We start from the raw sequence: 23,787 nt of genomic DNA, 5'->3' as shown, positions 1-23,787 counted from the left end.
ATATAATACATAAAATTTATATATATCAATAGCTTTTAAAATACAAGGTGGAAATGGATATTTCAGTTTTTTATGTAATTCAGCCTATTTTTACAACTTTTTTAGGCTCTAACATTTTAAATTTTATTGAGAGGGTCACAGTGCGTCAGCTTTTTAAACCTTTAATGTTCGCCTCATCTCAAATTCTATTTCAGGCATTTTTATACGATTAGCAATGAATTTTTTTAAGTTATTAGATCTCTTGCGAAAGTCATTATTGCAAGTTTATCCGGTTTACGAGTGCAGCAATTAAGTTAATGCGTAAACCGAATCTTTTCCGTCTATTTCGATAGCGTTCACTTAATATTCTAAATGTTTTCAATTGACTATTAATGTGTTCGATCACAACTCGTATTTTTCCAATCATTTTATTGTACCTTTTCTCAACATCAAATAAGGGTAAATTCTTCTTTTTCTTTATTGGCATCAATAATTTAAAGCCATCTTGCTCTAATCCGTAGTACCCTAAATCGGTCATAACATATTCACAATGTTTGAATTTCTTAACCGTTTTTCTTGCCAATTTAATATCATGCTGACTGCCATTCGATATATCTAGCCCTATGATTTGTTTGCTGTTCGGATGATAGATCACTTGTGCTTTTAGCGTATGTTTCTTCTTTTTACCACTGTAGAACTTACTCTGATTTTTTTTTCGGACGTTCTATTGAACATTCTGTCGCATCAATAATGACCCAGTTAAAGTGTTCGTCTGCTGTGGTAATGCTTCGTTTTGGCAGAGTAAAACGTCTTGATTTCATCAATGCATCTTCAACCTTTTTAATGGTTCGATTCACATTACTTTCAGCGATATGGTAATTTGCCGCTAATTCCAGTTGAGTGCTGTAGTTCCGTAAGTAATTGAGAGTTAATAACAACTGATCCTCTATATCTAAAGTATGAGGACGACCTGATTTCTTTTTGAGTGATTCTGCTTTTTCTAAAACCTCTACCATTTCAGTAAAAACTTGTCGAGGTACGCCAACCAAGCGTTTGAATTCAGAATCTGAAAAACGATTTAATTTCTGATATCTCATGAAATTTATATTGAGGTGGTTTTTACTTTCGCAAGAGATCTATTCATTTTTTGTGAATTAAGCGCTTATGTATCATTATCGGTTAATGATATTTTGCTGTCTTAAATGGACTCTTTTGTATGCTTATTTTAGACAGTCTAAAAGCTTTATTTATTACTATTTAATTATTGAATGCCTTATGCTGGGGATTTACTTGAAATAAGTGGGTGGAAAATAAATTATGGAAATGTAATTTATTTTCTGTGGATTAGAGAATTATAGTCTTTAAGAGCTAAATATAAACCATCGAGTAAAATATAAAATGATGAATAAAGCTTGATTTAAACTTAACTTAAGTTTAAATCATTATGTAGTTCGTTATAAAAGGATGAATTAAAATATGAATGGTTTAGGTCGAACATTTCTAATTTATGGCGCAAGTAGAGGCTTAGGCAAAGCGATTGTAAACTTAGTGCCTGAAGCTCAGGATAAAGTTTATGGTGTCTCTCGTTCTATTCCTAAAAATAATGCTCAATTGAATTGGATTTGTGCAGATTTATCTACTCCTGAAGAGGCGGTGGATAAAGTAAAAAAAGCAGTCAAAGATGAGAAAATAGATGTTCTTATTTATAATGTTGGAATTTGGGAAAATAATGCTTTTACAGAGAATTATAACTTTGAAGAGGTTTCATCTGCCGAGTTAAATACCATTCTAAATACAAACATTAATACTTGTATTCAGTCTCTTCAGTCCTTGATAGAAAATTTAAAGTTATCGGATAACGCTAAAGTCATATTGATTGGTTCTACGTGGGGTGTAGATAATCATAATGGCAAAGAGTTGGTCTTTTCTGCAACGAAATATGCTTTGCGTGGAATTGCTCAATCATTGCGGGAGATTTTGCGTAACGACCTGATTGGCGTGAGTGTTTTAAATCTAGGGTATTTAGCAACAGAATATGAAGCAGATGTTCCAACCGAAACTGTATTGGCAGAGACCAATCATGCTTTAATTCCTTTGTCCGATGTTATCTTAGCCATAAAATTTATCATCTCCACCAGTAATGCATCTTGTGTTAAAGAAATCCTTATGCCTGCAATGAAAGATGAAAATATTTAAATCAAGATGTTTGGTTGCAATTATACAGGGACGTATTTATCGGATAGTTTTATTTTTCGATACCATATTCGATCTAGGTGAAGCTACTTTGGTGTAAAAACTCATCCATTAATATATAGGTTCCTGCAGCACTTTGGTATTGGTCAATTAACGGTACTAGTCTTTTAAAATGCTCCGTTTCACAATGCGCATCTAGTGCAGCGCGATCAGGCCATTCTTCAATAAATATAAAATGCCCAGCATCTTTCTGATCAATAAATAGGTCGTAGGATATACATCTCGGTTCAGCTTTTGTTTTTTCTACAAGTTCACGATATAAAGGCATGACTCTATTAAGATGTTCTAGTTTAATAAAATCCTGAGCAATGACTTTAAGCATAAATTTTTTATCCTAAATTTAATTAGTTTTTTTATACACAAGTATATGTGCCGAATTAATTGAGTATATAGAGCTCTGCTATAAAATTAATCAAGCTCAAAACAATCTTTAATCTTAATTCATTATAAAAGTGGGCAGTAAAAACATTGACCTTGGACTAACTCCATGTTTTTAAATCAAAATGACTATATTGGAGAGCTGAGTATGCAAAGGCTATTAGAACAGACGCCGATTTTAGATTACTACCATCCATCGATTCAAAACTTGATTGAACAACGCAAATGGAGAGATCTTGATGAAGTTAATAAGGTGAGGAATATTTATAACTTTGTTCGTGATGAAGTTCAATTTGGCTATAACACGGGAGATACGATACAGGCATCTCAAGTCTTAAGCGACGGTTATGGTCAGTGTAATACCAAAGCAACGTTATTGATGGCGTTACTCCGAGCAGTGGGTGTAGCCACGCGGATACATGGGTTTACCATCGATAAAGCCCTACAAAAAGGCGCAATCAAAGGCATTTGGTATAAGTTATCGCCCAAGAATATTTTACATAGTTGGGTCGAAGTTCATGTGAATGGACAATGGTATATTCAGGAGGGTGTAATTCTTGATCGACTCTATCTAGAAAAATTACAAAGTATAAATAAGCATCAAACAACAACCTTTTGTGGTTTTGGGGTATTTACCGAGAACTTTGAAAATCCACCTATTGATTGGAATTTGAATGATACTTTTATCCAAGACAAGGGGATTAACCAAGATTTCGGTTTATTTGATAGCCCAGATGATTTTTATAATCTACATCAACAAGAGCTCAGTCCGATACAGCCTATAATTTTTAAATATGTAGTTAGACATTTAATGAATCAAAACGTCAATAAAATTAGAAATATACAAAAAGCCTCTTTATGAGGCTTTTTGTTCGGCCATCGGAATAGCTTTACTTATGATTAAAGTTAAAGTATGACTGACTATGATAAGCATTACTCTAAAGTAATTTTGCTCCATGACTCATATAGTTTAACTGCGGAAGAAAAATCGCTGTCTGCTTCAGATAAATCACTGGCACTTTGAATTAAACTTTGAGCCAGTCCAATCACAGGTGCGGATAGTTTTGCTTCGCGGACTAAATCAACGGCAATGCCCGTATCTTTTGCTAATAGGGGGAGTGCAAAAGTAAGCGGGAAGCTGCGGTTGAGAATGCGCTGGGGCAAAACAGTTTCAGTGACGCCACTTTTACCACTCGATGCATTAATGCAATCCAATGCTTCGTTTAAGTTTACGCCATGAGCCTTGAGTGTGGTAAACCCTTCGGCAACAGCACAGAGGTTCACAGCCAAAAGCATATTGTTTACGGCTTTAACTGCAAAACCAGCACCCGATTCGCCCACGTGTTTAATCAGTTTACCAAACGCTTGAATCGCTGGTAGTGCGCGTTCAAAAGCTGCGGCATCACCACCGATCATAACCGTAAGGGTTGCATTATCAGCGCCAATGGTTTGACCACTCACAGGTGCATCTAAAAAGTCCACACCTTGCTGTTTAAGCAGTTCAGCTACTTTTTTTGCAGAAGAAGGTACACCGCTGGTGCAATCGACCCAAATACTGCCTGCTTTAAGCTCAACTTGTGCAAGTAAGTCTTCAATATCTTGACTGGTTGGAAGGCAAGAGAAGACTACATCGGCCTGAACGGCTTGCGCAAGTTCGACCGCCTGCGTGCCATAGGCTTCCGCATGTTGTTTTGCTTTATCAAAATTGCGATTCCATACCCACACGTGTTCAAAGTGTTTAGGTAAGTGTGATGCCATGCGATAACCCATGGCGCCTAGACCGATAAATGCAACTGACTGAATCATCTCAAACCTTAGTATTTAAATTTTACTTGAACGTTCACTTAACCACTGAGCCAGTTGTGGCCAAAATTCATCGGCACTACGCTTACTCGACATCAGTCCTAAATGTCCCCCTGGGATAAGAGTAAACGTGACATCGGTGCTACTTGTCAATTGGGTTAATGGTTGAGCTGCCTCTGCTGTAACAAGTTGGCCTGTTGTCCCCGCAGCTACAAGCAATGAGCACTGTATATTTTTTAAAGCAATGCTTTTCTCATTTAATGTGATTAGTCCAGTTTTGAGTGGATTACGCAGCCAAACATTAAAAAGCATGTCTTGGTTAATGCCGCCGGGATAATCAATCATACGATTGAGAAAACCGCCAATGGTGGCATGTTCATACAAAGCTTCATGATCATCTAAATTAAGCAGTAGGTTTTTATGACTTTGAAACCAACCGATAGGATCAATGATTTTAAAACCAAAAGTATTTAATCTCCCAGTGGTATGAAGCAGGCGCTTTGGTATTTTGCCCTGATAAATTTGCTGTTGTATTGCTTTGCTTTTTGAAATGATTCGATTGAGATATGCAAAGAACTGTCCATTTCGCCCAGATTTATAACTGTCAATTGGGCTCCCTAAAACCATTAAATTTTTCACAAAATTGGGTTGATGTAGGGCGGTATACAAGGTCACGAAAATGCCAGCCATACTCCAACCATGCAGAGAAATTTGCTCGCTATCACTATGTTTTAAAATGCTTTGTATACAGAGTGGAATATAATGATCAATAAACGTCAGAAAGTTAAAATGACGGTTATGAATATTTAATTTCCCCCAATCAATCACATATACGGCAAAGCCTTGTTGTTGGAAGTACTTCACCAGTGAGCGATAAGGGTAAAGGTCGTAAATAGACATATTGATGGCTAGCGGGACCACAAAAACCAAGGGTTCTTTATACTTACGCACTTCAGGTGCGTAATAGCGAATTTGGGTCAGATCAAATGTTTCAATCACTTCATAAGGTGTGCTTTGTGACAAAATGAGTGACTTTCCATTAAAAATGCGCGTAGAAAGATTCTTTAATTTATTTTGATGCGTTGAAATTTTAGTTTTTAAAGAGTGCATATAGGTCTTAGATCTCAAATAAGCAGAAAGTTTGATCGAAGTCTAATCAATATTCGCGTATTTTACCTTGACCTTAAATAGCCTAGACGCTCAAAATGTTGGCAATTCTTTACAAAGGCAGTCTGTCGACTGAACCAGAGCCATGAGCCTACAAGACGAATTTGAATACCAATTAGATACCTTAGCCATTCGTACTGGGCATACGCGTAGTTTCGAGGGAGAACATGGCGAACCTATCTTTCTAACTTCATCATTTGTCTATGAAAATGCAGCAGAGGCCGCAGCAAAATTTTCAGGTCAAGAGCCAGGGAACATCTACTCGCGTTTTACCAACCCAACTGTTGCAATGTTTGAAAAACGCCTTGCAGCTTTAGAAGGTGGAGAACGTGCAGTGGCAACCAGTTCAGGTATGGCCGCAATTATGGCCGTGGCAATGTCATTTTTAAAACTGGGCGATCATGTGATTTGTTCACGTGCGGTATTTGGTTCGACCGTATCTTTGTTTGAAAAATATGTGGCTAAGTTTGGTGTAACTGTCGACTTTGTCGATTTAACAGATTTAGATGCATGGAAAAATGCCGTTAAGCCTGAAACTAAATTGCTCTTTGTTGAGTCTCCGTCGAATCCTTTGGCTGAAGTGGCAGACATTCAAGCACTTGCTGATATCGCACATGCCAATGGCGCACTTTTAGCGATTGATAATAGTTTCTGCACACCAGTATTACAGCGTCCAATTGAGTTTGGTGCGGACTTGGTGATTTATTCAGCGACGAAGTATTTGGATGGTCAAGGTCGTGCTCTTGGTGGTGCAGTAGTGGGTAGTCATAAACTACTCGAAGAAGTATTTGGTTATGTGCGTACTACAGGGCCTTCAATGAGTCCTTTCAATGCATGGGTATTTTTAAAAGGCTTAGAGACTTTACGTTTACGTATGCGTGAGCACTCAGCAAGTGCGCAAAAGCTGGCAGAATTCTTAAATACACACCCGAAAGTCGAAAAAGTGTATTACGCAGGTTTACCAGAGCATATTGGGCATGAACTTGCAGCGAAGCAACAAACAGGCTTTGGTGGGATCGTTTCTTTTGAAGTGAAAGGCGAGCGCGAAGGGGCATGGACTGTTATTGACAATACTCAGTTTATTTCAATTACAGGCAACTTGGGCGATGCCAAATCGACCATTACCCATCCTGCAACGACTACCCATGGCAAACTTTCACCAGAAGCGAAACAAGCCGCAGGAATTCGTGAAGGTTTAATTCGTGTTTCTGTTGGTTTAGAAGATATTGATGATATTATTCGCGATATCACACGTGGTTTAGACTTAATCTAATTTTTTAATTTTATGTTCGGAGATTTTAATGAACATTAATATGTTAATGCAACAAGCTCAACGCATGCAAAAAGACATGGAAAGCAACATTAAAAAAGCTAAAGAAGAGCTTGCGCAAACTGAAGTGCATGCTGAAGCTGGTGGTGGTTTGGTTAAAGTGACGATGACTTGCCGTAATGTGGTAAAACGTATCGAAATCAATCCTGAATTATTGCAAGATGATGCAGATATGATTGAAGACTTAATTGCTGCGGCAATGAATGATGCTGCACGTCAAGCCGAAGTAATCACTGAAGAGCGTATGAAAGCTGCGAACTCAGGTGCAGGCTTACCACCAGGTCTAGCTGGTTTATTCTAATTAAGGAATACGTATAGTGTTTAGCGATCGTTTTGATCAATTGGTACAAGCTTTACGTATTTTGCCAAGTGTTGGGCCAAAATCGGCTCAGCGCATGGCGCTTCATCTGATTATGAAAAATCGTGAAGGGGCTGTGGGTCTTGCACATGCTTTGAACGAAGCCACCAGCTATATTCACGAATGCAGTTTGTGTCACTCACTGACTGAAAACGAAGTTTGTGATATTTGCATCTCGCATGAACGTGACGATCAACTACTTTGTGTGGTTGAGTCTCCAGCAGATGTGATGGCGATTGAGCAAAGTGGCAGTTTCCGTGGTAAGTATCATGTATTGGGTGGGCATTTATCCCCACTTGATGGTGTTGGGCCTGAAGAGATCGGCATTCCTTATCTAATCCAGCGTTTAGGCGATGGTAAAGTAACAGAAGTGATTTTGGCGACCAATGCAACGGTAGAAGGTCAGGCCACAGCGCATTATTTGGTTGAGGCAACGAAACATTTACCGATCCAAATGACGCGCATTGCACAAGGCGTACCACAGGGTGGTGAACTTGAATATGTCGATAGCCATACCTTAAGCCAAGCTGTACATAATAGAATGCGAATGAAATAAGTATTTCGATACTTGTTTCATTTTTTAGTTGAGCTACAAGATTGAAATCTTGAATAAGATAAAAAAATATTAATTTGAATCTAGATGTATAAAAAATCACAAAAAACGGCAAATAATTAAAAAACCCTTAGAAATCTTGATAGCTAAATCATCTTATTCAGGTAAGATAGCCCAAAGAGCATCTAGCATTAGACGCAGTAGGATATGTTTCAGTTTATTCAGCAGCAACAAGACTTAACACCAGTCTTAGAAAAAATGGATCGTAACGAAGTCTATGGACTCGATACAGAATTCATCAAAGTCGATACCTTATGGCCAAAGTTAGGCGTATTTCAAATCAATGTCGAAAACAATGTCTATTTACTCGATGGTACGACACTCGATTTATCTGAATTTTGGAATAAACTTTTTCGCGCACAGCAAAATGTCTTTCATGCCTGTAGTGAAGATATCGATCTGATTTATCACTATGCACAGCATAAAACCTTAAACAATGTATTTGACACCCAAGTGGGCATGTCTTTCTTAGGACATGGCTTACAAGTGAGCTATCAAAATGCATTGAAACAAATGCTGGATGTCGATATCGACAAAGGGGAAACGCGCTCAAACTGGTTGGCGCGTCCACTAAGCCCTGCACAACTGAGCTATGCGGCAAACGATGTGCTGTACTTAATGAATCTCTCAGAAAAAGTTAAACAAGAACTTGATTCAAAGTCACTCTTACATTTTGCACTTGAAGACTGTCAGCATCTGACGCAAGAGATCGCGACAGAAACGCCTTTGCATTTACTCTATCAAGATATTGGCAACTATCGACATTCACGTCGTCAGTTAATGCAGTTGCAGCAGTTGGCTGTATGGCGTGAACACATAGTGAAAGCGCTAAATACACCACGTAGTTTCATTTTGAAAAACTCAAGCATGATTGATTTGGTTGAGAAAAATCCGAAAAATGCTTTTCAGTTATCGGGTGTAAAAGACATACGTCAAAATGTTGTCCGTGAGCACGGCACAACCATTTTAGATTTGGTGAAGTTCTTGCCTGAGCAAGCGGATTGGCCGCTACGCATGGCACGTCCGATCCGTCATTCTTCAAAAGATGTGGGAGAGAAGATTGATCACTTAATTCAAAATGTGGTCAATGAAACCAGTATTCCTAAAGAAGTGTTAATGCGCAAAAAGTGGATGAACGCACTGCATCAACATGTGGTTTTTCATAATGATGAGCAAGACTTGCCTGATTATTTATTAGGTTGGCGCTATGATTTGCTAACCCAACCTTTAATTCAACTTCTACGCCGTGATGAAAGCTATCTTTCGACGCAAATGAAAGTCATGGATTAAGAATTAGTCAATTGGTCTGAAGTTTGAATATTTATACAAAATCACGACTGATGCGTTAATCATGACTAATGTCAGCTGCTTTTATTTGATGTATCCTGTGGCTTGAGTTATTTGAGTGCTGTTTTAGATATGCAATGTTCTATTTATAAATCAAGTAAAAAAGATGAAATGTATCTTTATATTGCTTGTCCAACTGAAGCCGATCAAGCCGCTGAAGATTTTAGCCCATTGAATGTTTTACCTGAAGCTGTTCGTGTTGCATTTGGTCGAGCGACTTTTGTGATGTCATTAGAGTTGAGTGAAGCGCGTAAATTGGCCCGTGTAAATGTATTGCATGTCATGGATTCGATTCAAACTCAGGGCTTCTTCCTACAAATGCCACCAGAAGGATTAATCAATCCGAACGCTGCGGCACCAGAAGGCCTTCGTGGCGCATAAAGCATAATTCAGGAGTTGCACCGTGGATAGTTTTCTTTCAATGCTCGATTCAATTCCTGAAGACAGTATTGCTGTCACAGTTTACCTTTTGGGCAGTTTGCTAATTTTGTGGTGTTGGTATTCCATTGCCACACACCTACCGAAGCTGTTGGGTGGCATCACATGGATGATGATCTTTGCCATTTTATTGACGCCAACGGTTTCCGAAGGGCCAAATTCATCGATTGCACCGGCTATTTTTGGCTTGCTTTTCGGTGTGTTAACGAAAGAATCAGCACTCATTTGGTCAAATTTGTCACTGATTCTCTTTGTCATGGGTGTGGGGCTTGTGATCGGTTTCTTTTGGTCAAAATATGTGGCTAATAAAACCAAAGTAGTTATCAGTAACAATCATTCACCGCTGTAATTAATAAAAATAAGGTTTAATCATGTCTGTTGAAACACAACAATTTACGGGTACAGATCAGTACATCGCTACCGATAGTTTAAAACTTGCTGTAAAAGCTGCACGTAGCTTACAAAAGCCTTTATTGGTCAAAGGTGAGCCGGGTACGGGCAAAACTTTACTGGCTGAACAAGTGGCTGAGAGCTTAGGCTTAAAATTATTGACTTGGCACATCAAGTCAACCACAAAAGCCCAGCAAGGTTTATATGAGTATGATGCGGTTTCACGTCTACGTGACAGCCAACTGGGTGACGACCGTGTTTATGACATTAAAAACTATATTAAACCGGGTAAATTGTGGGAAGCGTTCACCAGTGAAGAGCGTTGTGTTTTATTGATTGATGAAATTGATAAGGCAGACATTGAGTTTCCAAATGACTTGTTGCATGAATTGGATAAGATGTCTTTCTATGTATATGAGACAGGCGAAACCATTACTGCATCACAACGTCCTATTGTGATTATTACTTCAAATAATGAAAAAGAACTTCCAGATGCATTCTTACGTCGTTGTTTCTTCCACTATATTGAATTTCCAGACGACGCAACCATGCGTGAAATTATTGATGTTCATTTTCCGCAAATTTCAACTGCATTGGTCAATGAAGCATTACAAGTTTTCTTCAAATTACGTCAAGTTCCGGGTCTAAAAAAACCACCATCAACTTCTGAATTGATTGACTGGTTAAGCTTGCTGATGGCCGATGATATGCCAGAAGATGTACTGCGTAATCATGATAAGTCTAAAGCCATTCCACCTTTATATGGCGCACTCATTAAAAACGAACAAGATGTACAGTTGCTTGAACGTTTAGCCTTCATGTCTCGTCGTTAAAGGAGAAACACGCATGTTTGTGCGCTTGTTTTATACCTTACGCAAATACGGTGTTCCCGTCTCGACGCGTGAACTGATCGATCTGAATGAAGCTGTTGCTTCAGGTCTGGTCTTTGCCGATCAAGAAGAGTTCTATCAACTCGCCAAAACGATTATGGTGAAAGATGAACGCTTCTTTGACAAATTTGACCGAGGCATGAAGGACTATTTTGATGGGATTTCAACTTTTGATTTAGATGATTTACTCAATAAAGTTCAAAAGTTACCGAAAGACTGGTTCGATTTAGAACTCTTAGAAAAGCATCTAAGCCCTGAGCAGCGTGAAGAATTAAAGAAAGCAGGTTCATTAGAAGAACTCATGAAAATGCTGGAAGAACGTTTACGCGAGCAGCATAAGAAACATCAGGGTGGAAACAAGATGATCGGCACTGGAGGAACGTCTCCATTTGGTGCTTATGGTGATCATCCTGAAGGGGTGCGTATTGGTGGGCCAGGACGTAAACGTTCTGCTGTAAAAGTTTGGGAACAACGTAAATATCAGAATTTGGATGATGATCAAATTCTCGGAACGCGCCAAATGCAAATGGCATTGCGTCGTTTACGTAAATTTGCCAGACAAGGTGCGGCTGAAGAGTTAGACATCGATGGTACAATTCGCGAAACAGCGAAGCAAGGCATACTTGATGTGCAGCTCGTGCCTGAACGTCGTAATCGTATTAAGGTGCTGATGTTGTTTGATGTGGGTGGATCGATGGATTCACATATTGCACAATGCGAAAAACTGTTTAGTGCGGCGAAAACTGAGTTTAAAACCTTAGAGTATTTCTATTTCCATAACTGTTTATATGACTATGTTTGGAAAGACAATGTGCGTCGCTCAAGCACCCGTATGAATACATGGGATTTATTCAATACCTATGGACGCGACTATCGTGTAATTGTGGTTGGAGATGCCTCTATGGCACCTTATGAACTCAATTCTGCGGGTGGTTCGGTTGAATATATGAATGATGAAGCAGGCAATGTCTGGCTACAGCGTTTACGCAACCATTTTGAAAAAACAGCATGGTTGAACCCAGAAGAAGATCGTTATTGGCATTACACCCATACGATTGGTTTGATTAAGCAAATTTTTGAAGACCATATGTACCCAATGACCCTCAAAGGCGTTGAGGATATGACTAAGTATTTAGCACGATAAAGCTGGAAAGAAAGCACATTTTAAGAATAAGGATCATAAAAATGGATCATCAAATTAATGGTATTGCTTTGCCTAATGACGCGGGCTTTTTTGGGAGCTATGGTGGTCAGTTTATCCCGCCTCACTTAAAAGCGGCAATGGATGACATTAAAGTCGCTTACGAGCAAATTCGTGTAACAGAAGAATTTCAAACTGAACTTGCTGAACTGTTTGCGCACTATGTTGGTCGTCCAAGTCCGTTGTTTTATGCAAAACGGTTATCTGAACAGTTGGGCGGGGCACAGATTTATCTTAAACGTGAAGACTTAAACCACACAGGCGCACATAAAATTAATCACTGTTTGGGTGAAGCGCTGCTTGCAAAATATATGGGTAAAACCAAAGTGATTGCAGAAACGGGTGCGGGCCAACACGGCGTTGCACTAGCAACCGCCTGTGCTTTGGTCGGGATTCCGTGTGAAATTCATATGGGGCAGGTGGATATTGAAAAAGAACATCCCAATGTCGTCAAAATGAAAATCCTTGGAGCAACACTCATTTCAGTGACACGTGGTACTGCAACATTGAAAGATGCTGTGGACAGTGCTTTTGAAGAGTATTTAAAAGATCCAACCAATTATATCTATGCTATTGGTTCGGTTGTTGGGCCACATCCATTTCCAATGATGGTGCGCGACTTCCAGTCGATTATTGGTAAAGAAATTAAAGAACAAACCTATGAGCGCTTTGGTGCGAACCCAGATTATGTGGTTGCATGTGTGGGTGGTGGTTCAAATGCTATGGGTGCTTTCACCGCATTTTTAAACGATGCAGATGTGAAACTAATTGGTGTAGAGCCTGCTGGTCATGGTCTTGATACCGACATGCACTCGGCAACCTTAACTTTAGGTAAACCAAGTCAAATTCATGGTATGGCGTGTTATGTACTTGAAAATGATCAAGGTGAACCGTTACCAGTACACTCGATTGCTTCAGGTCTAGATTATCCTGGCGTCGGGCCTCAGCACAGTCTGCTGAAAGATTTAGGTCGTGTTGAATATAGTCAAACTACTTTATTATTCATACAGGATTCGAAAAAAACTTGAAATAACTCATCGACTGAATCGATCAACCATTCTTTACGCTTACGTTTAACCCATGCCCACATCTGTTCTATAGGATTTAAATCAGGGCTGTATGCAGGAAGCCAAAGAATTTTATGCCCTTGTTGTTCCAATAACTCCTGAATATCTGCTCTTTTATGAAATGCTGCATTATCCATAACCACTACACTATTTTCAGGTAATGCTGGTATGAGGAATTGCTCAATCCAAAAATGAAAAACATCTGAATTGATTTTGCAGTCAAATAAACCGACTGAAAATAAATACCCTTTATGGATTGCTCCAATAGCATTGGTCTGATTCTTTAATTGCCAATTATATTGCCCTAAACAGGGTACTCCTTTTCGTGAGTAGCCATGAGGTCTGTAATCATGTGACTTAAAACCACTTTCATCCAGATAAATAATCGGATGGTTTTTTTCTAATTCATTCACTTGCTGAATAAATTTATCCCTGAGCTTTGTATCTGCTTTAGGATGGCTTAACGTCTTTTTTTAACTGTAATATTTAAGCGCTTTAATGCAGCACCAATAGATGAAACACCACAATTAAAACGTGCAGCACGTTCATATTGATAAGCATCAGGATACTTTTCAACATCTTCACGTAAAGCATCATCGTTAATTTTAGAAGGTTTACGTACACGAGTTTTTTTAATCTCTATACGTTTCTTCCATTCAACAATGGTATTTTTATTAATTTCAAATTGTGCAGCTACCGCTCGAATAGAATAACCTTCCTCAAGCTTAGCTAAAATTTTACGTCTAAAATGTTCTGAATAACTCATTGCACCATTGTATTGGTTTTATAATGATTTGACTATACACTACAGCGACTGATCAAGAGTGCTTGGATGCGTTTATGCGGTTGTCGCGAGTTGAAGGAATTGTACCTGCGCTTGAAAGTTCACATGCCGTGGCGTGGGTGCTTCGTGAAGCTCCAAAGTTGGCCAAAGATATTAAAATTGTGGTGAATGTATCTGGTCGTGGCGACAAAGATGCAGACTATGTCGCTGCAAAATTAGGTCTGAACTAAGTTTTAAGCCTTTCATAGTTATATAAAAATCCCTGCTTAGTGCAGGGATTTTTATATGGTTTCAACTTTATTTTTTATCATTAGTAGCCAATGCTGAGTATACGTTCATTATTGAACACCTCACCATTAAAACTTAACCTGAAATATACTGTTGTAGTTGCTCAATCAGTTTCTTTTGATCATCCATTGCCGCTTTCACCAAGTCACCAATAGAAATGAGTCCCAATAATTTATCTTGTTCAACCACGGGCAAGTGACGTAGATGGCGATCTGTCATAAGGTCTAAACATTCTTCAACCGTAACTGCTGTTGTGACCGTCAGTACTTTTGCTGTCATAATTTCATTGACTGTGGTTTGCTTTGAAGTACGTTCCATCAACATGACTTTGCGCATGTAGTCACGTTCGGACAATATACCTACAACGCGTTCTTCGTGTGTGACCACAAGTGCACCAATGCCTTTATCTGCCATAAGTGAAATTGCTTCAAAAACGGTGGCTTCAGGGCTGATGGTGTAGATTGCTTGATGTACTTTATCTTTTAATACTTGAGCAACATTGGTCATAGGGCATATCCTCGGTTGTGGTTATTGTTTTATATTTAAATTAGCGCGATTTAAAAAAAAAGCAAATACTTTACAGTCATAGCTCTCAATAAAATAACAAGTTAATTGAGCTTTATTGTTCTTAATGGGCCTTAAGCTGGTGCTAGAATATGGTCATTGAAGAAAAAGTGACGCATTTGAGACGTACTGAGCTTCATGCGCTTTGTGCCATTACATAGCGCAGGGGTGACTTTTAAGCGTGACAGAGTAGGCAATAATGCGCTTTGGAAATCCTGCGGCGTGATTTTTTTAGGAATATAGTTTGGCCAGTGCAATTGAGCATATTGGTGTGCGTGTAAACCATTGAGCCAAAAGGGGAAAACATAGTCATCGTGATCTGAGGTCATCGCCCAGCCTTGCTGTTCAGCGTTGTAAAGCCCCCAAAGAATACCGCAGTACATCATGCCTCTTAGAATATTGATTTTTAAATATAAATGATTTGAAATCGGTTGTAGTTTCAAAATTTTGTACATAGCGTTATGTCATTAAGGAACATGACGCTATTTTAAATAATTAAGATGAAAGTTCAGTGTAAGCTTTGCATAACTATGTAAATAAATATGTCATATCAAAATGTTAGGCTTAAAAAAAACGCCACCTAGGTGACGTTTTATTATGCTTTCATGGTGGCAAGCTGTTGCCAGTATTGTGCTTTAAGCGAGTCGCGCTCTACGCGGAAACCTTGATAATAAAGTTCTGCCAAAAATAGTGCTGCTTTACCGTGACCAGCGCGTGCAACGCTTTCTAACTGTTGTACTGCTTCTACGAAGTTCATTTGTGATTGAATGGTGTTTACTGCATCCGCATACGCATGTTCTAAGTCATGATGAGAGATTTGTTGAATCATATTAAGCTCCTTATTCTAATTATGATCACTTAAAGGTAATTTTACCTTTAGATATAAATATCACGCTAATGTTAAATATTTATTACAAATTGCTGGAATTGTCAAATATATTGTCGAGTATTCTTCATCTTATTTTGTTTACATGATTAAACAATGAACAATCAAAAGATTGAATATGATAATAAAACAGGAAACTGTATTTTATAAGGAGAATAACATGACAAATACATTAGACGGTTTTGATTTTGATATGCCTCCAACTGTTTCTCAAATTGTAGCGTTGGCGCAATATCACCGAACACTATTAGATGAAGCAGTTTTCCATCAAGAAATTCATCTTGGGGATTTTTGTTTGGCACAACGTAAACGAGTTTATGATTTCATACGTCAGCTTGATGAAAATCAACGGGTTGATTTTTATGAAACATACAATGGGGAGCTAAGACGTATTGCAGATGACGATCCTGCACACCCTGCAGATGCAGAAAATGGTGTTGGGGCTTTCGCCATTATGATTGCATTGGGGGTAATTGCCTTGGTGCTCTATTTTGCAGTTATTCGTAGCATTGTTGGTTAGACTTTTGCTTTACAAACAATCTGACTTGCTGAAATTATGTCCTCTTTAGCATTAATGGGGGTATTTTTCAGCATTTCAACTTGTGATTATGCAATTCGCTACTTACACTAGTTTCACTAGAGGTAGGTTATGCAAATTGCGATCCAAAAAATTTTTAAATTAAAATCACAGATTACACTTGTACAAATTTATAATGGTCTGATGGCGTCGATCATTATGCTCATTGTCGTTTTATCGAGTATTGCTTTATCTCGACCCATTTCTCCAAGCCAATTTGAAAATGTAAGTCGCTTATCTCATCAAGCGACTTTCCCAGAAACACAAGAGATGGCTCAAAATCTGGTTTTGGAAAACCAGATTTCCTATATTGATTACTTTAGATTAATGCAGGCTCATCAGTTTGAGCAGAATCGGGCAAAGCAGCTTCCGGCATTGGCTCCGGAGGTTCAATAATCGCAGGAATTTGATCAGGATGAGGTATGCTTTGCTTAATGTTGGGATCAAGATTCAATTCTAAAATATGTCGAAGTTGCTCTTTATCTAAAGCATTACTGACAATCACAAGGGTAAGACTTTCAGGGTGAATGTGTTTACGTATCGCATTTTGAACATCTAAAGGCGTGATCGCAGCTAAACGTTTTGGGTAGTCGGCTAAATAATTCGCATCTTGCTGATAAAACCCTATAGAGCCAAGTTGTGCATTGATGTTTGCATTGCTGCTATAGCTGTTAGGTAGGCTGCGTAACATACCGGCTTTAGTTTCTTCTAACTGCTGTGCATCAATTGGTTGATGGACAAAGTCAACTAGGGCTTTATGCGCCACTTGTATGCTGTCCATGAGCTGATCTTGCTGGGTTGAATAACTTAGACTAAAACTTCCAGCCGCTTGACTAAATGTAAAAGCACTGTTTGCTCCATAGGTGTATCCACGTTTAACGCGCAGTTCTTTCATTAAAATGGAGCTAAATCCACCACCACCCAACATACGGTTAGCCAGTTCGAGTGCTAAACGATCCGGATCATCCCGCGTGGTTGATAGATGTCCCATGGTGACGTGGGCTTGAGTTGAATTAAACAGAATGTGTTGAATATCAAAGTTAGGTTTATCTTGTGGTACAGCAAGTGGCTTTGCCGCTTCATCTTGTGGGAGGGCTGCACTTATTCGTTCAGCCAGTTTTTGTGCTTGTTTCACACTGAGTTGGCCTGTCAGTGCAATATTCATATTTTGACTAACCAAAAATTCATCTCTGAATTTTTTTAAGTGCTGAGTCGTAATTTTTTTAATACTACCATTGGTTCCTGTAATCGGTTCAGCATAAGGGTGCGAACCATAGAGTGCGCGATAAAAGCGAATACTCATCAATCGACTCGGACTTTCTTTCAACTGTTTCTGACCTACTTGGGTATTACTTACCATCAAACTAATACTGTTATTTTTAAAAGTAGAGTCTTTTAATACTTCAAGCATCGTACTTACCGCAGCATCTAGTTTTTTAGGGTCAGACAGAGAACGCAGTCGAACCACAAACATGTCACGGTGTACAGCTACGCTAAAACGAGCCCCGACTTGCTCAAAGGCATTCGCGATTTCAACTGCATCATGTTGCGTAGTGCCTTCATCGATGAGTTGTGCTGCCATATTGGCAACACCATATAGGCCTTTTTCTACTTCTACATCTCGTGCAGAGCCTGCATTAAAGGTAAGTTGAATATCCACCATAGGTAAGGCGGGTGACTCAACAAATAGACTTCGAACTTTGTATTTGTTCTTAAGTTCGTGTACATGTGGTGCTGTATGAAGGTCGCTGGTTTGAACCTGTTTTAAGCTTTGTAGAGAAGCAATAGACTGTAATGTACGTGGGTCATCATTGCTAATACTACTTGTACTTACATCTGCAATTACATTGGTAGTGCAAAAGGTAGACATGGTAATAAATAACAGGTGAAAGATGGTCTTTTGTTTTTTCATTATTTTGTGGCCTTCTTTTCTGGTTGAAGGTACAACGTACTTAAGTTATCTCGTACAAAAGCAGTTTTAGCAACTTGCTGAATATCTTCAGGTGTAACCGCTTCAAAATGCTGTGGAAGCTGATCCATTAGTCGATAATTCAAGCCATTCACGGCTAAGTTTCCAATCATCTTTGCTTGCCCGACTATGTCATCTTGACCATAAATTAAGTTTGCAACAAAGCGTGTGCTAATCCGTTCAAGCTCTTGTGGTTGAACAAGTTCTGTTTTGAGTCGCTCAATTTCATATTCAATGGCTTTTTGTAGCTCAGGAAGTTCCACGCCAGTGACTGGAAGTGCAGAGATACTAAATAAACTGTCTCCACGGTTATAAGGATCATAACTGACACTCAGTGCGGTCGCTAATTTTTTGTCGCGCACAAGGCGCTGTTGCAATCGAGAGCTAATCCCGCTATCTAACAAGCTTCGAATAAGTGTGAGCGCGTAAACATCTTCTGGATTGCTTGTTGTTGCAAGTGATTTTACATTCCAAGCCATATATAAATTTGGCACCTCAACATTGGTATTTTGCTCCATGTGACGGTAACCAATGTTTTCAAACTCTGTCACATCATTGCGTACAGGTGTTGGATGACTTTTGATGTCGCCAAAGTATTTTTGAACTTGTCGGAGTGCGGATTCTGCATTGACATCACCCACAATCACCAAGATCGCATTGTTTGGGCTATACCATTTTTGATACCACTGTTTCACATCATCTAGACTTATGTTTTGCAAGTGTTTCATGTGCCCAATGACGGGTTGACGATAGTGACTTGTGGGATACGAAATCCATTTGAAACGTTCGAAAGCGAGTGAGCGTGGGTTGTCATCGGTACGCAGGCGTCTCTCCTCCATCACTACTTTAATTTCAGGGTCAAAGTCTTGTTTCCGTAGCAAGAGATTACGCATACGATCTGCTTCAAGCTCTAGAGTCATCGGGAAGTAGGTTTTAGGATAAAGCTGATAGTAATTGGTGTAATTGGTAAATGTTGCGGCATTTACTGTACCGCCATAGATTCGACTTAAGCGACTGAATTCGTCATTGGGAACTTTGGAGGTGCCTTTAAACATCATATGTTCCAGTACATGCGAAATACCCGTTATATTTCCAGACTCATCGGTGCTACCGACTTTGTACCAAATTTGGGTCATGACCATCGGTGAGCGGTGATCTTCATGGATAATCACCTGCAAGCCATTGCTTAAAGTAGTTTCAAAACTACTGCGGGTAAGTTCACTGCGTATTTGTGCATGGGTAGTTATAGGTAAACAAAGCAGAGTTAAACCCAGTGCAACTAAACTTTTTTTATAAGAATGCGTGACTAATAAGTGATGCATATAAAATTTGGGCTCAGGTTGAAGTGAAAGCATTTCAATAAATAACCATTCTTAAGAAAAATACGAAGTAGATCAAGCGCCAGAAGTATTGATTTGTTAAGTGTTTACATAAAGTATTGTTGCTAAGCGAAAGCCTATCTTTTATGGTAGAATCCGTCTTTTTTAACGCAGTGCTTTTCAAGGATTCGGCATGCAACAGCAATCTAATGAGCAGAACAAATTTTTGATTGATGCTGATATCGGGGATGACGATGTCACACTACCAAGTTTACCTGTGGTCAATGTGCCAATCGTTGAAACAAAAGAGCAAACAGTGGTTAATCCAGTCATTGTGACTGAAACAAGCTCAGAAGAAACAGAAGCATCTGAACGGGGTGGTTTCTTTAGCCGAATGAAAGTCGGGTTGACCAAAACTCGTAAAAACCTTGCCGATGGTATGGTCAATATTTTGATCGGTGGTAAGGAAATTGATGACGAACTGCTTGAAGAGGTTGAAGAGCAGCTTTTGGTCGCAGACATCGGTGTTGATGCAACGAAAACCATTATTACCAACTTAACTGAACGTACTGCACGTGGCGATTTAATTTACTCGCACTCACTATATAAAGCACTTCAGGAAGAGTTGGTGGCTTTACTAGCACCACGTGTGAAACCTTTACATATCGATCCGAATAAAACACCTTATGTGATTTTGGTGGTGGGTGTAAATGGTGTGGGTAAAACCACAACCATTGGTAAATTGGCAAAACGCTTACAAGGTGAAGGCAAGAAAGTGATGCTTGCTGCGGGGGACACTTTCCGTGCGGCGGCGACCGAACAGCTTCAAATTTGGGGTGAACGTAATAATATTGCCGTAGTCGCACAAGGCCATGGCGCTGACAGCGCTTCTGTCATTTTCGATGCGTTTGAAAGTGCGCGTGCGAAAGGTGTTGATGTCTTGATTGCAGATACCGCAGGTCGTTTACATAACAAAGGGCATCTCATGCAAGAGTTGACCAAAGTAAAACGTGTCATGCAAAAAATCGATGCGACTGCGCCACACGAAGTTATGTTGGTGGTCGATGCAGGAACAGGTCAAAATGCGATTAATCAAGTAGAAATGTTTGATGAGGCAGTTGGTTTGACAGGCCTGACGATTACCAAACTCGACGGCACTGCGAAAGGTGGTGTACTATTTAATATTGCCAGTCGTACGCATGTTCCAATTCGCTTCATTGGTGTTGGTGAGAAAATTGACGACTTACGTCCATTCTCTGCAAAATCCTTTGTTGCTGCTTTGTTCGAAACAGAGAAATAAGATTCAACAATACTGTTTTTAAAGTGTTAGATCAGTCACATAAACTCCGCTAAATGCGGAGTTTATTTTTTTATTCAATTTGTTTGTTTTAAAAACAAACATTTAGGAATCACTTAATGAATATAAGTGATTCTCCTGAGATTACACTAACGTCTAACACAATAGGCATCACTGTACATTTTGGGGAACACGGTATGGCTTTATTACATAAAATTGGGCAAGTTCTAACAACGGATTTAACCAAAGACTTAAAATTTAAAAAAAATCACGCAGAAGACCTAAAACAAACCACATTTATCGATCAACTAAAAAAGCGACGTAGTATTTATGTTTTAGGGAAGCGTGTGCACTTAAGTCAGGTGTATTTAGCTGAATTGATCCAAGAGGCCGTGCGAAGTTGTCCTTCGGCACATAATTCACAAAGTACTTGTATTGTGATTTTAATGGGCGATTCACATCATCACTTTTGGAATGTCGTAAAAGAAGTGCAGCGCAAGTTAGTCCCCGCGCATATTTTTGCTGGTGCAGAATTCAAGGTTGATCAATGCTCGGCAGGATTTGGTACAGTTCTATTCTATGAAGATCAGCAGATCATTCAACAATTACAAAAGAAAATTCCTTTTGATGCGGCAGAATTTCCAGTTTGGTCAGAGCAAGTTTCTGGTATGGCCCAATATGCTGTATGGACTTGTTTAGCAGATGCGGGTTTGGGTGCGTCATTACAACATTATAACCCGAGTATTGATGCTGACATTTCAAAGGTTTTTGAGATTCCAAAACATTGGCTGTTACGTGCGCAATTGGTCTTTGGTTCGATAGAAGAAAAAGTCGCTGAAAAAGAACATTATAAAGATGAAGAGCGCTTTATGATCTATGCATAATGAGACGGAATAATCTGTAGTGGTTTCTAGATCAAGTTTTGTAATGTTATGGCATATTGTTCTATTTTTAAGACACTATGTCGCTGAATTAAGCATGTTCAAATTTGAAATTATAGCTATGATGAATATGAATCACATATAACAAGATCGTGAGATCGCTGAGGAAAATAATATGTCATTTTTAGACCACATCAAACAACGTCGTACCATTTATGCTGTTGGTAAAAATGTAGCATTAACACCAGAACAAATTGAATCTGTAATTAAAGAAGCGGTAAATCACAGTCCTTCTGCATTTAACTCACAGACTTCTCGTATTGTGACTTTGTTTGGTGAGTCGCATTTACAGTTTTGGAATGTGGTGCGTGAAACTTTACGTAAAATTGTTCCAGACGCTGCTTTTGAAGGCACAAATGCAAAAATTAATAGCTTTGCTGCAGGCTATGGTACGGTTTTATTTTATGAAGACCAAGATGTTGTAAAATCATTGCAGGAACAATTTGCGCTTTATGCAGATAATTTCCCAGTTTGGTCTGAACATTCTTCTGCAATTGCTCAATTTGCCGTATGGACTGCGTTATCTGAACAAAATATTGGTGCGTCATTACAGCATTACAATCCAATCGTAGATGCTGAGATTGCAGAGATCTTCGATATCCCTGCGAATTGGAAACTTCGTGCACAACTTGTTTTTGGTTCGATTGAAGCGCCTGCGGGTGAAAAAACATTTATGGCGGAAGCGGATCGCTTTAAAACATTCAATTAATCGCTAGTCATTAAAATGAAAAAGAGCAGAGTAGATCTGCTCTTTTTTTGTTTAAGGATTTATCTTTAAAATATCAAAGCTTAGCAATATATATTGTAGTTGCGAATTGGTTCTAAGCTCAGAAATTGTCATAAAATTGTCATTTATACACTGCATAGTGCAACTAAACTTTAATAAACCATCGATAGAGTGTAAAAATGACCTTACGCATAACCCTTGCAACAGCAGCATTGATGTTGAGTACTTCAGTATTTTCAGCGGTGACTATTACTGCTCCAGAGGAAATAAAAATTGAAGGCTTAAATGGGCAAGAGGTTAAGAGTCGTTTATTCAGTTCTGACAATAAATATAATATTGATGCTGGTGAAAATATTATCAGTGTTCGCTATACCCAGTTTTTTGAAGAGCATCCGGGTATTGGCTCCCACGATATCGTTCGCTCAGGGATTGTAAATATTAAGACCCCAATTTTACAAGACCAACAGTCTTACCGTTTGGCACTGATCAATCCTCCGCAAAACCATGATGATGCCAAAGCTTATGCTAAGCAGCCGATCTTTGGTCTATACAATGCCAAAAATCAGTTACTGGTTGAGCAAAAGGGCAGTAAAACTCAAAATGCAGGCATTCTTCAAAATTTATTTAGCGATGCACCAACCGATCTAACTCAAAAAGCAACGACAGTGGTACAACCTGCACCGGTCTATACGTCACAAGCTGTTGTTGCGAAAGCTGGGACAGATAAACAAAAAGATTTAACAAGTTCTGGCAATGCTCAACAATTAATTAATACTTGGAAAAGTGCATCTAAATCTGAACGCCAAGCGTTTATGGCTTGGCTTGCTGAACAAGCACAGTAGCTGGTACATTCTAAAAAAAACAGCGTTAGCTGTTTTTTTTATTTAGATAGCGCATTTATATGGTGGATAACTTGATAATGTTGACCATAATTTAACCTAAAACGTATTTTTTGCTTTAAAAATAACCAGTCGAATGGTTTTTTTAAATTATTTATTTAAATGCTCTTGTGCTGCAAATAAAACTGTATAGAATACGCAGACACCAACGCAATGTAGTGAATAACTTAAAGCGAAGGTCTTGCTGATGACGAATCAGTAAGAAGATCATTAAGAGATTATGAAGAACAACTTGTGTGGATTTTTACTGATTGATCGATCGAAAATATTTCATTGATTGAATGGTAAAAATTACTCGAAGTTTATTTGAGAAATATTTGTC

At 38.8% G+C, this 23,787-nt stretch carries 26 protein-coding genes and 2 pseudogenes; 17 read left to right on the top strand and 11 right to left on the bottom strand.

Annotated elements, in window-relative coordinates:
* Positions 1–253: 253 nt before the first annotated feature.
* Positions 254–1,076 (bottom strand): IS5 family transposase gene (locus AC4CUX_RS16605; protein ID WP_087554504.1). Its coding sequence is split into 2 segments (ribosomal slippage): positions 254–694 and positions 696–1,076, totalling 822 coding nucleotides; the frame shifts between segments, so codons are not numbered across the junction.
* 379 nt (positions 1,077–1,455) lie between these two features.
* On the opposite strand from AC4CUX_RS16605, the gene AC4CUX_RS16600 reads away from it, so the two are divergent.
* Complete coding sequence (locus AC4CUX_RS16600; protein WP_005401223.1) at positions 1,456–2,175, top strand: SDR family NAD(P)-dependent oxidoreductase; 720 nt, start codon at positions 1,456–1,458, stop codon at positions 2,173–2,175.
* Between the two features lie 73 nt (positions 2,176–2,248).
* Here the strand turns inward: AC4CUX_RS16600 and AC4CUX_RS16595 are convergent, their stop codons facing one another.
* Complete coding sequence (locus tag AC4CUX_RS16595) at positions 2,249–2,554, bottom strand: putative quinol monooxygenase (protein WP_004697038.1); 306 nt, start codon at positions 2,552–2,554, stop codon at positions 2,249–2,251.
* Between the two features lie 204 nt (positions 2,555–2,758).
* Between AC4CUX_RS16595 and AC4CUX_RS16590 the strand changes: the two genes are divergently transcribed.
* A complete protein-coding gene (locus AC4CUX_RS16590; RefSeq protein WP_005401224.1) occupies positions 2,759–3,472 on the top strand; it encodes a transglutaminase-like domain-containing protein in 714 nt (237 codons plus the stop codon).
* A 71-nt stretch (positions 3,473–3,543) separates the two neighbouring features.
* Here the strand turns inward: AC4CUX_RS16590 and AC4CUX_RS16585 are convergent, their stop codons facing one another.
* Together AC4CUX_RS16585 and AC4CUX_RS16580 are read right to left on the bottom strand one after the other, a co-directional pair.
* Positions 3,544–4,416, bottom strand: a complete 873-nt coding sequence (locus tag AC4CUX_RS16585; protein WP_005401225.1) for an NAD(P)-dependent oxidoreductase — start codon at positions 4,414–4,416, stop codon at positions 3,544–3,546.
* 15 nt (positions 4,417–4,431) lie between these two features.
* Positions 4,432–5,523, bottom strand: coding sequence for an alpha/beta fold hydrolase (locus tag AC4CUX_RS16580; RefSeq protein ID WP_490792575.1), 1,092 nt, complete (start codon positions 5,521–5,523; stop codon positions 4,432–4,434).
* A gap of 142 nt (positions 5,524–5,665) precedes the next feature.
* Between AC4CUX_RS16580 and AC4CUX_RS16575 the strand changes: the two genes are divergently transcribed.
* From AC4CUX_RS16575 to trpB, 9 genes and pseudogenes are all read left to right on the top strand, one after another.
* The gene (locus tag AC4CUX_RS16575) at positions 5,666–6,853 is read left to right on the top strand and encodes an O-succinylhomoserine sulfhydrylase (protein ID WP_005401227.1); all 1,188 of its coding nucleotides are present in this window, start codon (positions 5,666–5,668) and stop codon (positions 6,851–6,853) included.
* Positions 6,854–6,881: 28 nt separating this feature from the next.
* Positions 6,882–7,211 (top strand): YbaB/EbfC family nucleoid-associated protein, encoded by a 330-nt coding sequence (locus AC4CUX_RS16570; RefSeq protein ID WP_004697049.1) that lies wholly within the window; start codon positions 6,882–6,884, stop codon positions 7,209–7,211.
* A 16-nt stretch (positions 7,212–7,227) separates the two neighbouring features.
* A complete protein-coding gene (gene recR / locus AC4CUX_RS16565; protein WP_005401228.1) occupies positions 7,228–7,824 on the top strand; it encodes a recombination mediator RecR in 597 nt (198 codons plus the stop codon).
* Positions 7,825–8,028: 204 nt separating this feature from the next.
* Positions 8,029–9,171, top strand: coding sequence for a ribonuclease D (locus AC4CUX_RS16560; RefSeq protein ID WP_005401229.1), 1,143 nt, complete (start codon positions 8,029–8,031; stop codon positions 9,169–9,171).
* 129 nt (positions 9,172–9,300) lie between these two features.
* Entirely contained in the window at positions 9,301–9,609 is a 309-nt protein-coding gene (locus AC4CUX_RS16555) for a YcgL domain-containing protein (RefSeq protein WP_004984643.1), read from the top strand.
* Between the two features lie 22 nt (positions 9,610–9,631).
* Positions 9,632–10,015 carry a hypothetical protein gene (locus tag AC4CUX_RS16550; protein ID WP_005401230.1) on the top strand — a complete coding sequence of 128 codons (384 nt, stop codon included), beginning with the start codon at positions 9,632–9,634 and terminating at the stop codon, positions 10,013–10,015.
* Positions 10,016–10,037: 22 nt separating this feature from the next.
* Positions 10,038–10,889, top strand: coding sequence for an AAA family ATPase (locus AC4CUX_RS16545; protein WP_004697065.1), 852 nt, complete (start codon positions 10,038–10,040; stop codon positions 10,887–10,889).
* 13 nt (positions 10,890–10,902) lie between these two features.
* On the top strand, positions 10,903–12,090 hold the full coding sequence (locus AC4CUX_RS16540) for a vWA domain-containing protein (RefSeq protein ID WP_490792574.1): 1,188 nt from the start codon (positions 10,903–10,905) through the stop codon (positions 12,088–12,090).
* 41 nt (positions 12,091–12,131) lie between these two features.
* A pseudogene (gene trpB, locus AC4CUX_RS16535) lies at positions 12,132–13,142 on the top strand (tryptophan synthase subunit beta); the annotation flags it as partial.
* On the opposite strand, the gene AC4CUX_RS16530 reads toward trpB, so the two are convergent.
* Together AC4CUX_RS16530 and AC4CUX_RS16525 are read right to left on the bottom strand one after the other, a co-directional pair.
* A complete protein-coding gene (locus AC4CUX_RS16530; RefSeq protein ID WP_005402039.1) occupies positions 13,133–13,627 on the bottom strand; it encodes an IS630 family transposase in 495 nt (164 codons plus the stop codon). The pseudogene trpB and the gene AC4CUX_RS16530 sit on opposite strands and share 10 nt — an antisense overlap.
* Positions 13,628–13,674: 47 nt before the next feature.
* The gene (locus tag AC4CUX_RS16525) at positions 13,675–13,980 is read right to left on the bottom strand and encodes an IS630 transposase-related protein (protein WP_000122230.1); all 306 of its coding nucleotides are present in this window, start codon (positions 13,978–13,980) and stop codon (positions 13,675–13,677) included.
* Positions 13,981–14,015: 35 nt separating this feature from the next.
* Here AC4CUX_RS16525 and AC4CUX_RS16520 point away from each other — a divergent pair.
* A pseudogene (locus AC4CUX_RS16520) lies at positions 14,016–14,228 on the top strand (tryptophan synthase subunit beta); the annotation flags it as partial.
* Positions 14,229–14,361: 133 nt separating this feature from the next.
* Here AC4CUX_RS16520 and AC4CUX_RS16515 read toward each other — a convergent pair.
* From AC4CUX_RS16515 to AC4CUX_RS16505, 3 genes are all read right to left on the bottom strand, one after another.
* On the bottom strand, positions 14,362–14,793 hold the full coding sequence (locus AC4CUX_RS16515; RefSeq protein WP_005401235.1) for a CBS domain-containing protein: 432 nt from the start codon (positions 14,791–14,793) through the stop codon (positions 14,362–14,364).
* Between the two features lie 131 nt (positions 14,794–14,924).
* Positions 14,925–15,305 (bottom strand): DUF2750 domain-containing protein, encoded by a 381-nt coding sequence (locus AC4CUX_RS16510; protein ID WP_005401236.1) that lies wholly within the window; start codon positions 15,303–15,305, stop codon positions 14,925–14,927.
* Between the two features lie 140 nt (positions 15,306–15,445).
* Positions 15,446–15,679, bottom strand: coding sequence for an SEL1-like repeat protein (locus AC4CUX_RS16505; RefSeq protein WP_004697075.1), 234 nt, complete (start codon positions 15,677–15,679; stop codon positions 15,446–15,448).
* 217 nt (positions 15,680–15,896) lie between these two features.
* Here AC4CUX_RS16505 and AC4CUX_RS16500 point away from each other — a divergent pair, with 217 nt between their 5' ends.
* The gene (locus AC4CUX_RS16500; protein WP_005401237.1) at positions 15,897–16,256 is read left to right on the top strand and encodes a hypothetical protein; all 360 of its coding nucleotides are present in this window, start codon (positions 15,897–15,899) and stop codon (positions 16,254–16,256) included.
* 376 nt (positions 16,257–16,632) lie between these two features.
* Here the strand turns inward: AC4CUX_RS16500 and AC4CUX_RS16495 are convergent, their stop codons facing one another.
* Positions 16,633–18,225, bottom strand: coding sequence for a M16 family metallopeptidase (locus AC4CUX_RS16495; protein WP_005401239.1), 1,593 nt, complete (start codon positions 18,223–18,225; stop codon positions 16,633–16,635).
* Positions 18,225–19,604: a M16 family metallopeptidase gene (locus tag AC4CUX_RS16490; RefSeq protein WP_490792573.1), complete on the bottom strand. Its 1,380-nt coding sequence runs from the start codon at positions 19,602–19,604 to the stop codon at positions 18,225–18,227. The genes AC4CUX_RS16495 and AC4CUX_RS16490 overlap by 1 nt, the downstream gene beginning before the upstream one ends.
* 190 nt (positions 19,605–19,794) lie before the next feature.
* On the opposite strand from AC4CUX_RS16490, the gene ftsY reads away from it, so the two are divergent.
* The 4 genes from ftsY to AC4CUX_RS16470 all read left to right on the top strand — a co-directional run bounded on the left by ftsY (position 19,795) and on the right by AC4CUX_RS16470 (position 23,408).
* Positions 19,795–20,901, top strand: coding sequence for a signal recognition particle-docking protein FtsY (gene ftsY, locus AC4CUX_RS16485; RefSeq protein WP_005401241.1), 1,107 nt, complete (start codon positions 19,795–19,797; stop codon positions 20,899–20,901).
* Between the two features lie 194 nt (positions 20,902–21,095).
* Positions 21,096–21,782, top strand: coding sequence for a nitroreductase family protein (locus AC4CUX_RS16480; RefSeq protein ID WP_005401242.1), 687 nt, complete (start codon positions 21,096–21,098; stop codon positions 21,780–21,782).
* Between the two features lie 172 nt (positions 21,783–21,954).
* Positions 21,955–22,548, top strand: a complete 594-nt coding sequence (locus AC4CUX_RS16475) for a nitroreductase family protein (RefSeq protein WP_004984621.1) — start codon at positions 21,955–21,957, stop codon at positions 22,546–22,548.
* A gap of 197 nt (positions 22,549–22,745) precedes the next feature.
* Complete coding sequence (locus AC4CUX_RS16470) at positions 22,746–23,408, top strand: DUF2057 family protein (RefSeq protein ID WP_005401243.1); 663 nt, start codon at positions 22,746–22,748, stop codon at positions 23,406–23,408.
* The last annotated feature ends 379 nt before the right edge of the window (positions 23,409–23,787 follow it).

It is taken from the genome of Acinetobacter sp. 231_lipA (genome assembly GCF_058243005.1).
This window is presented reverse-complemented; position numbering and strand designations above follow the sequence as displayed.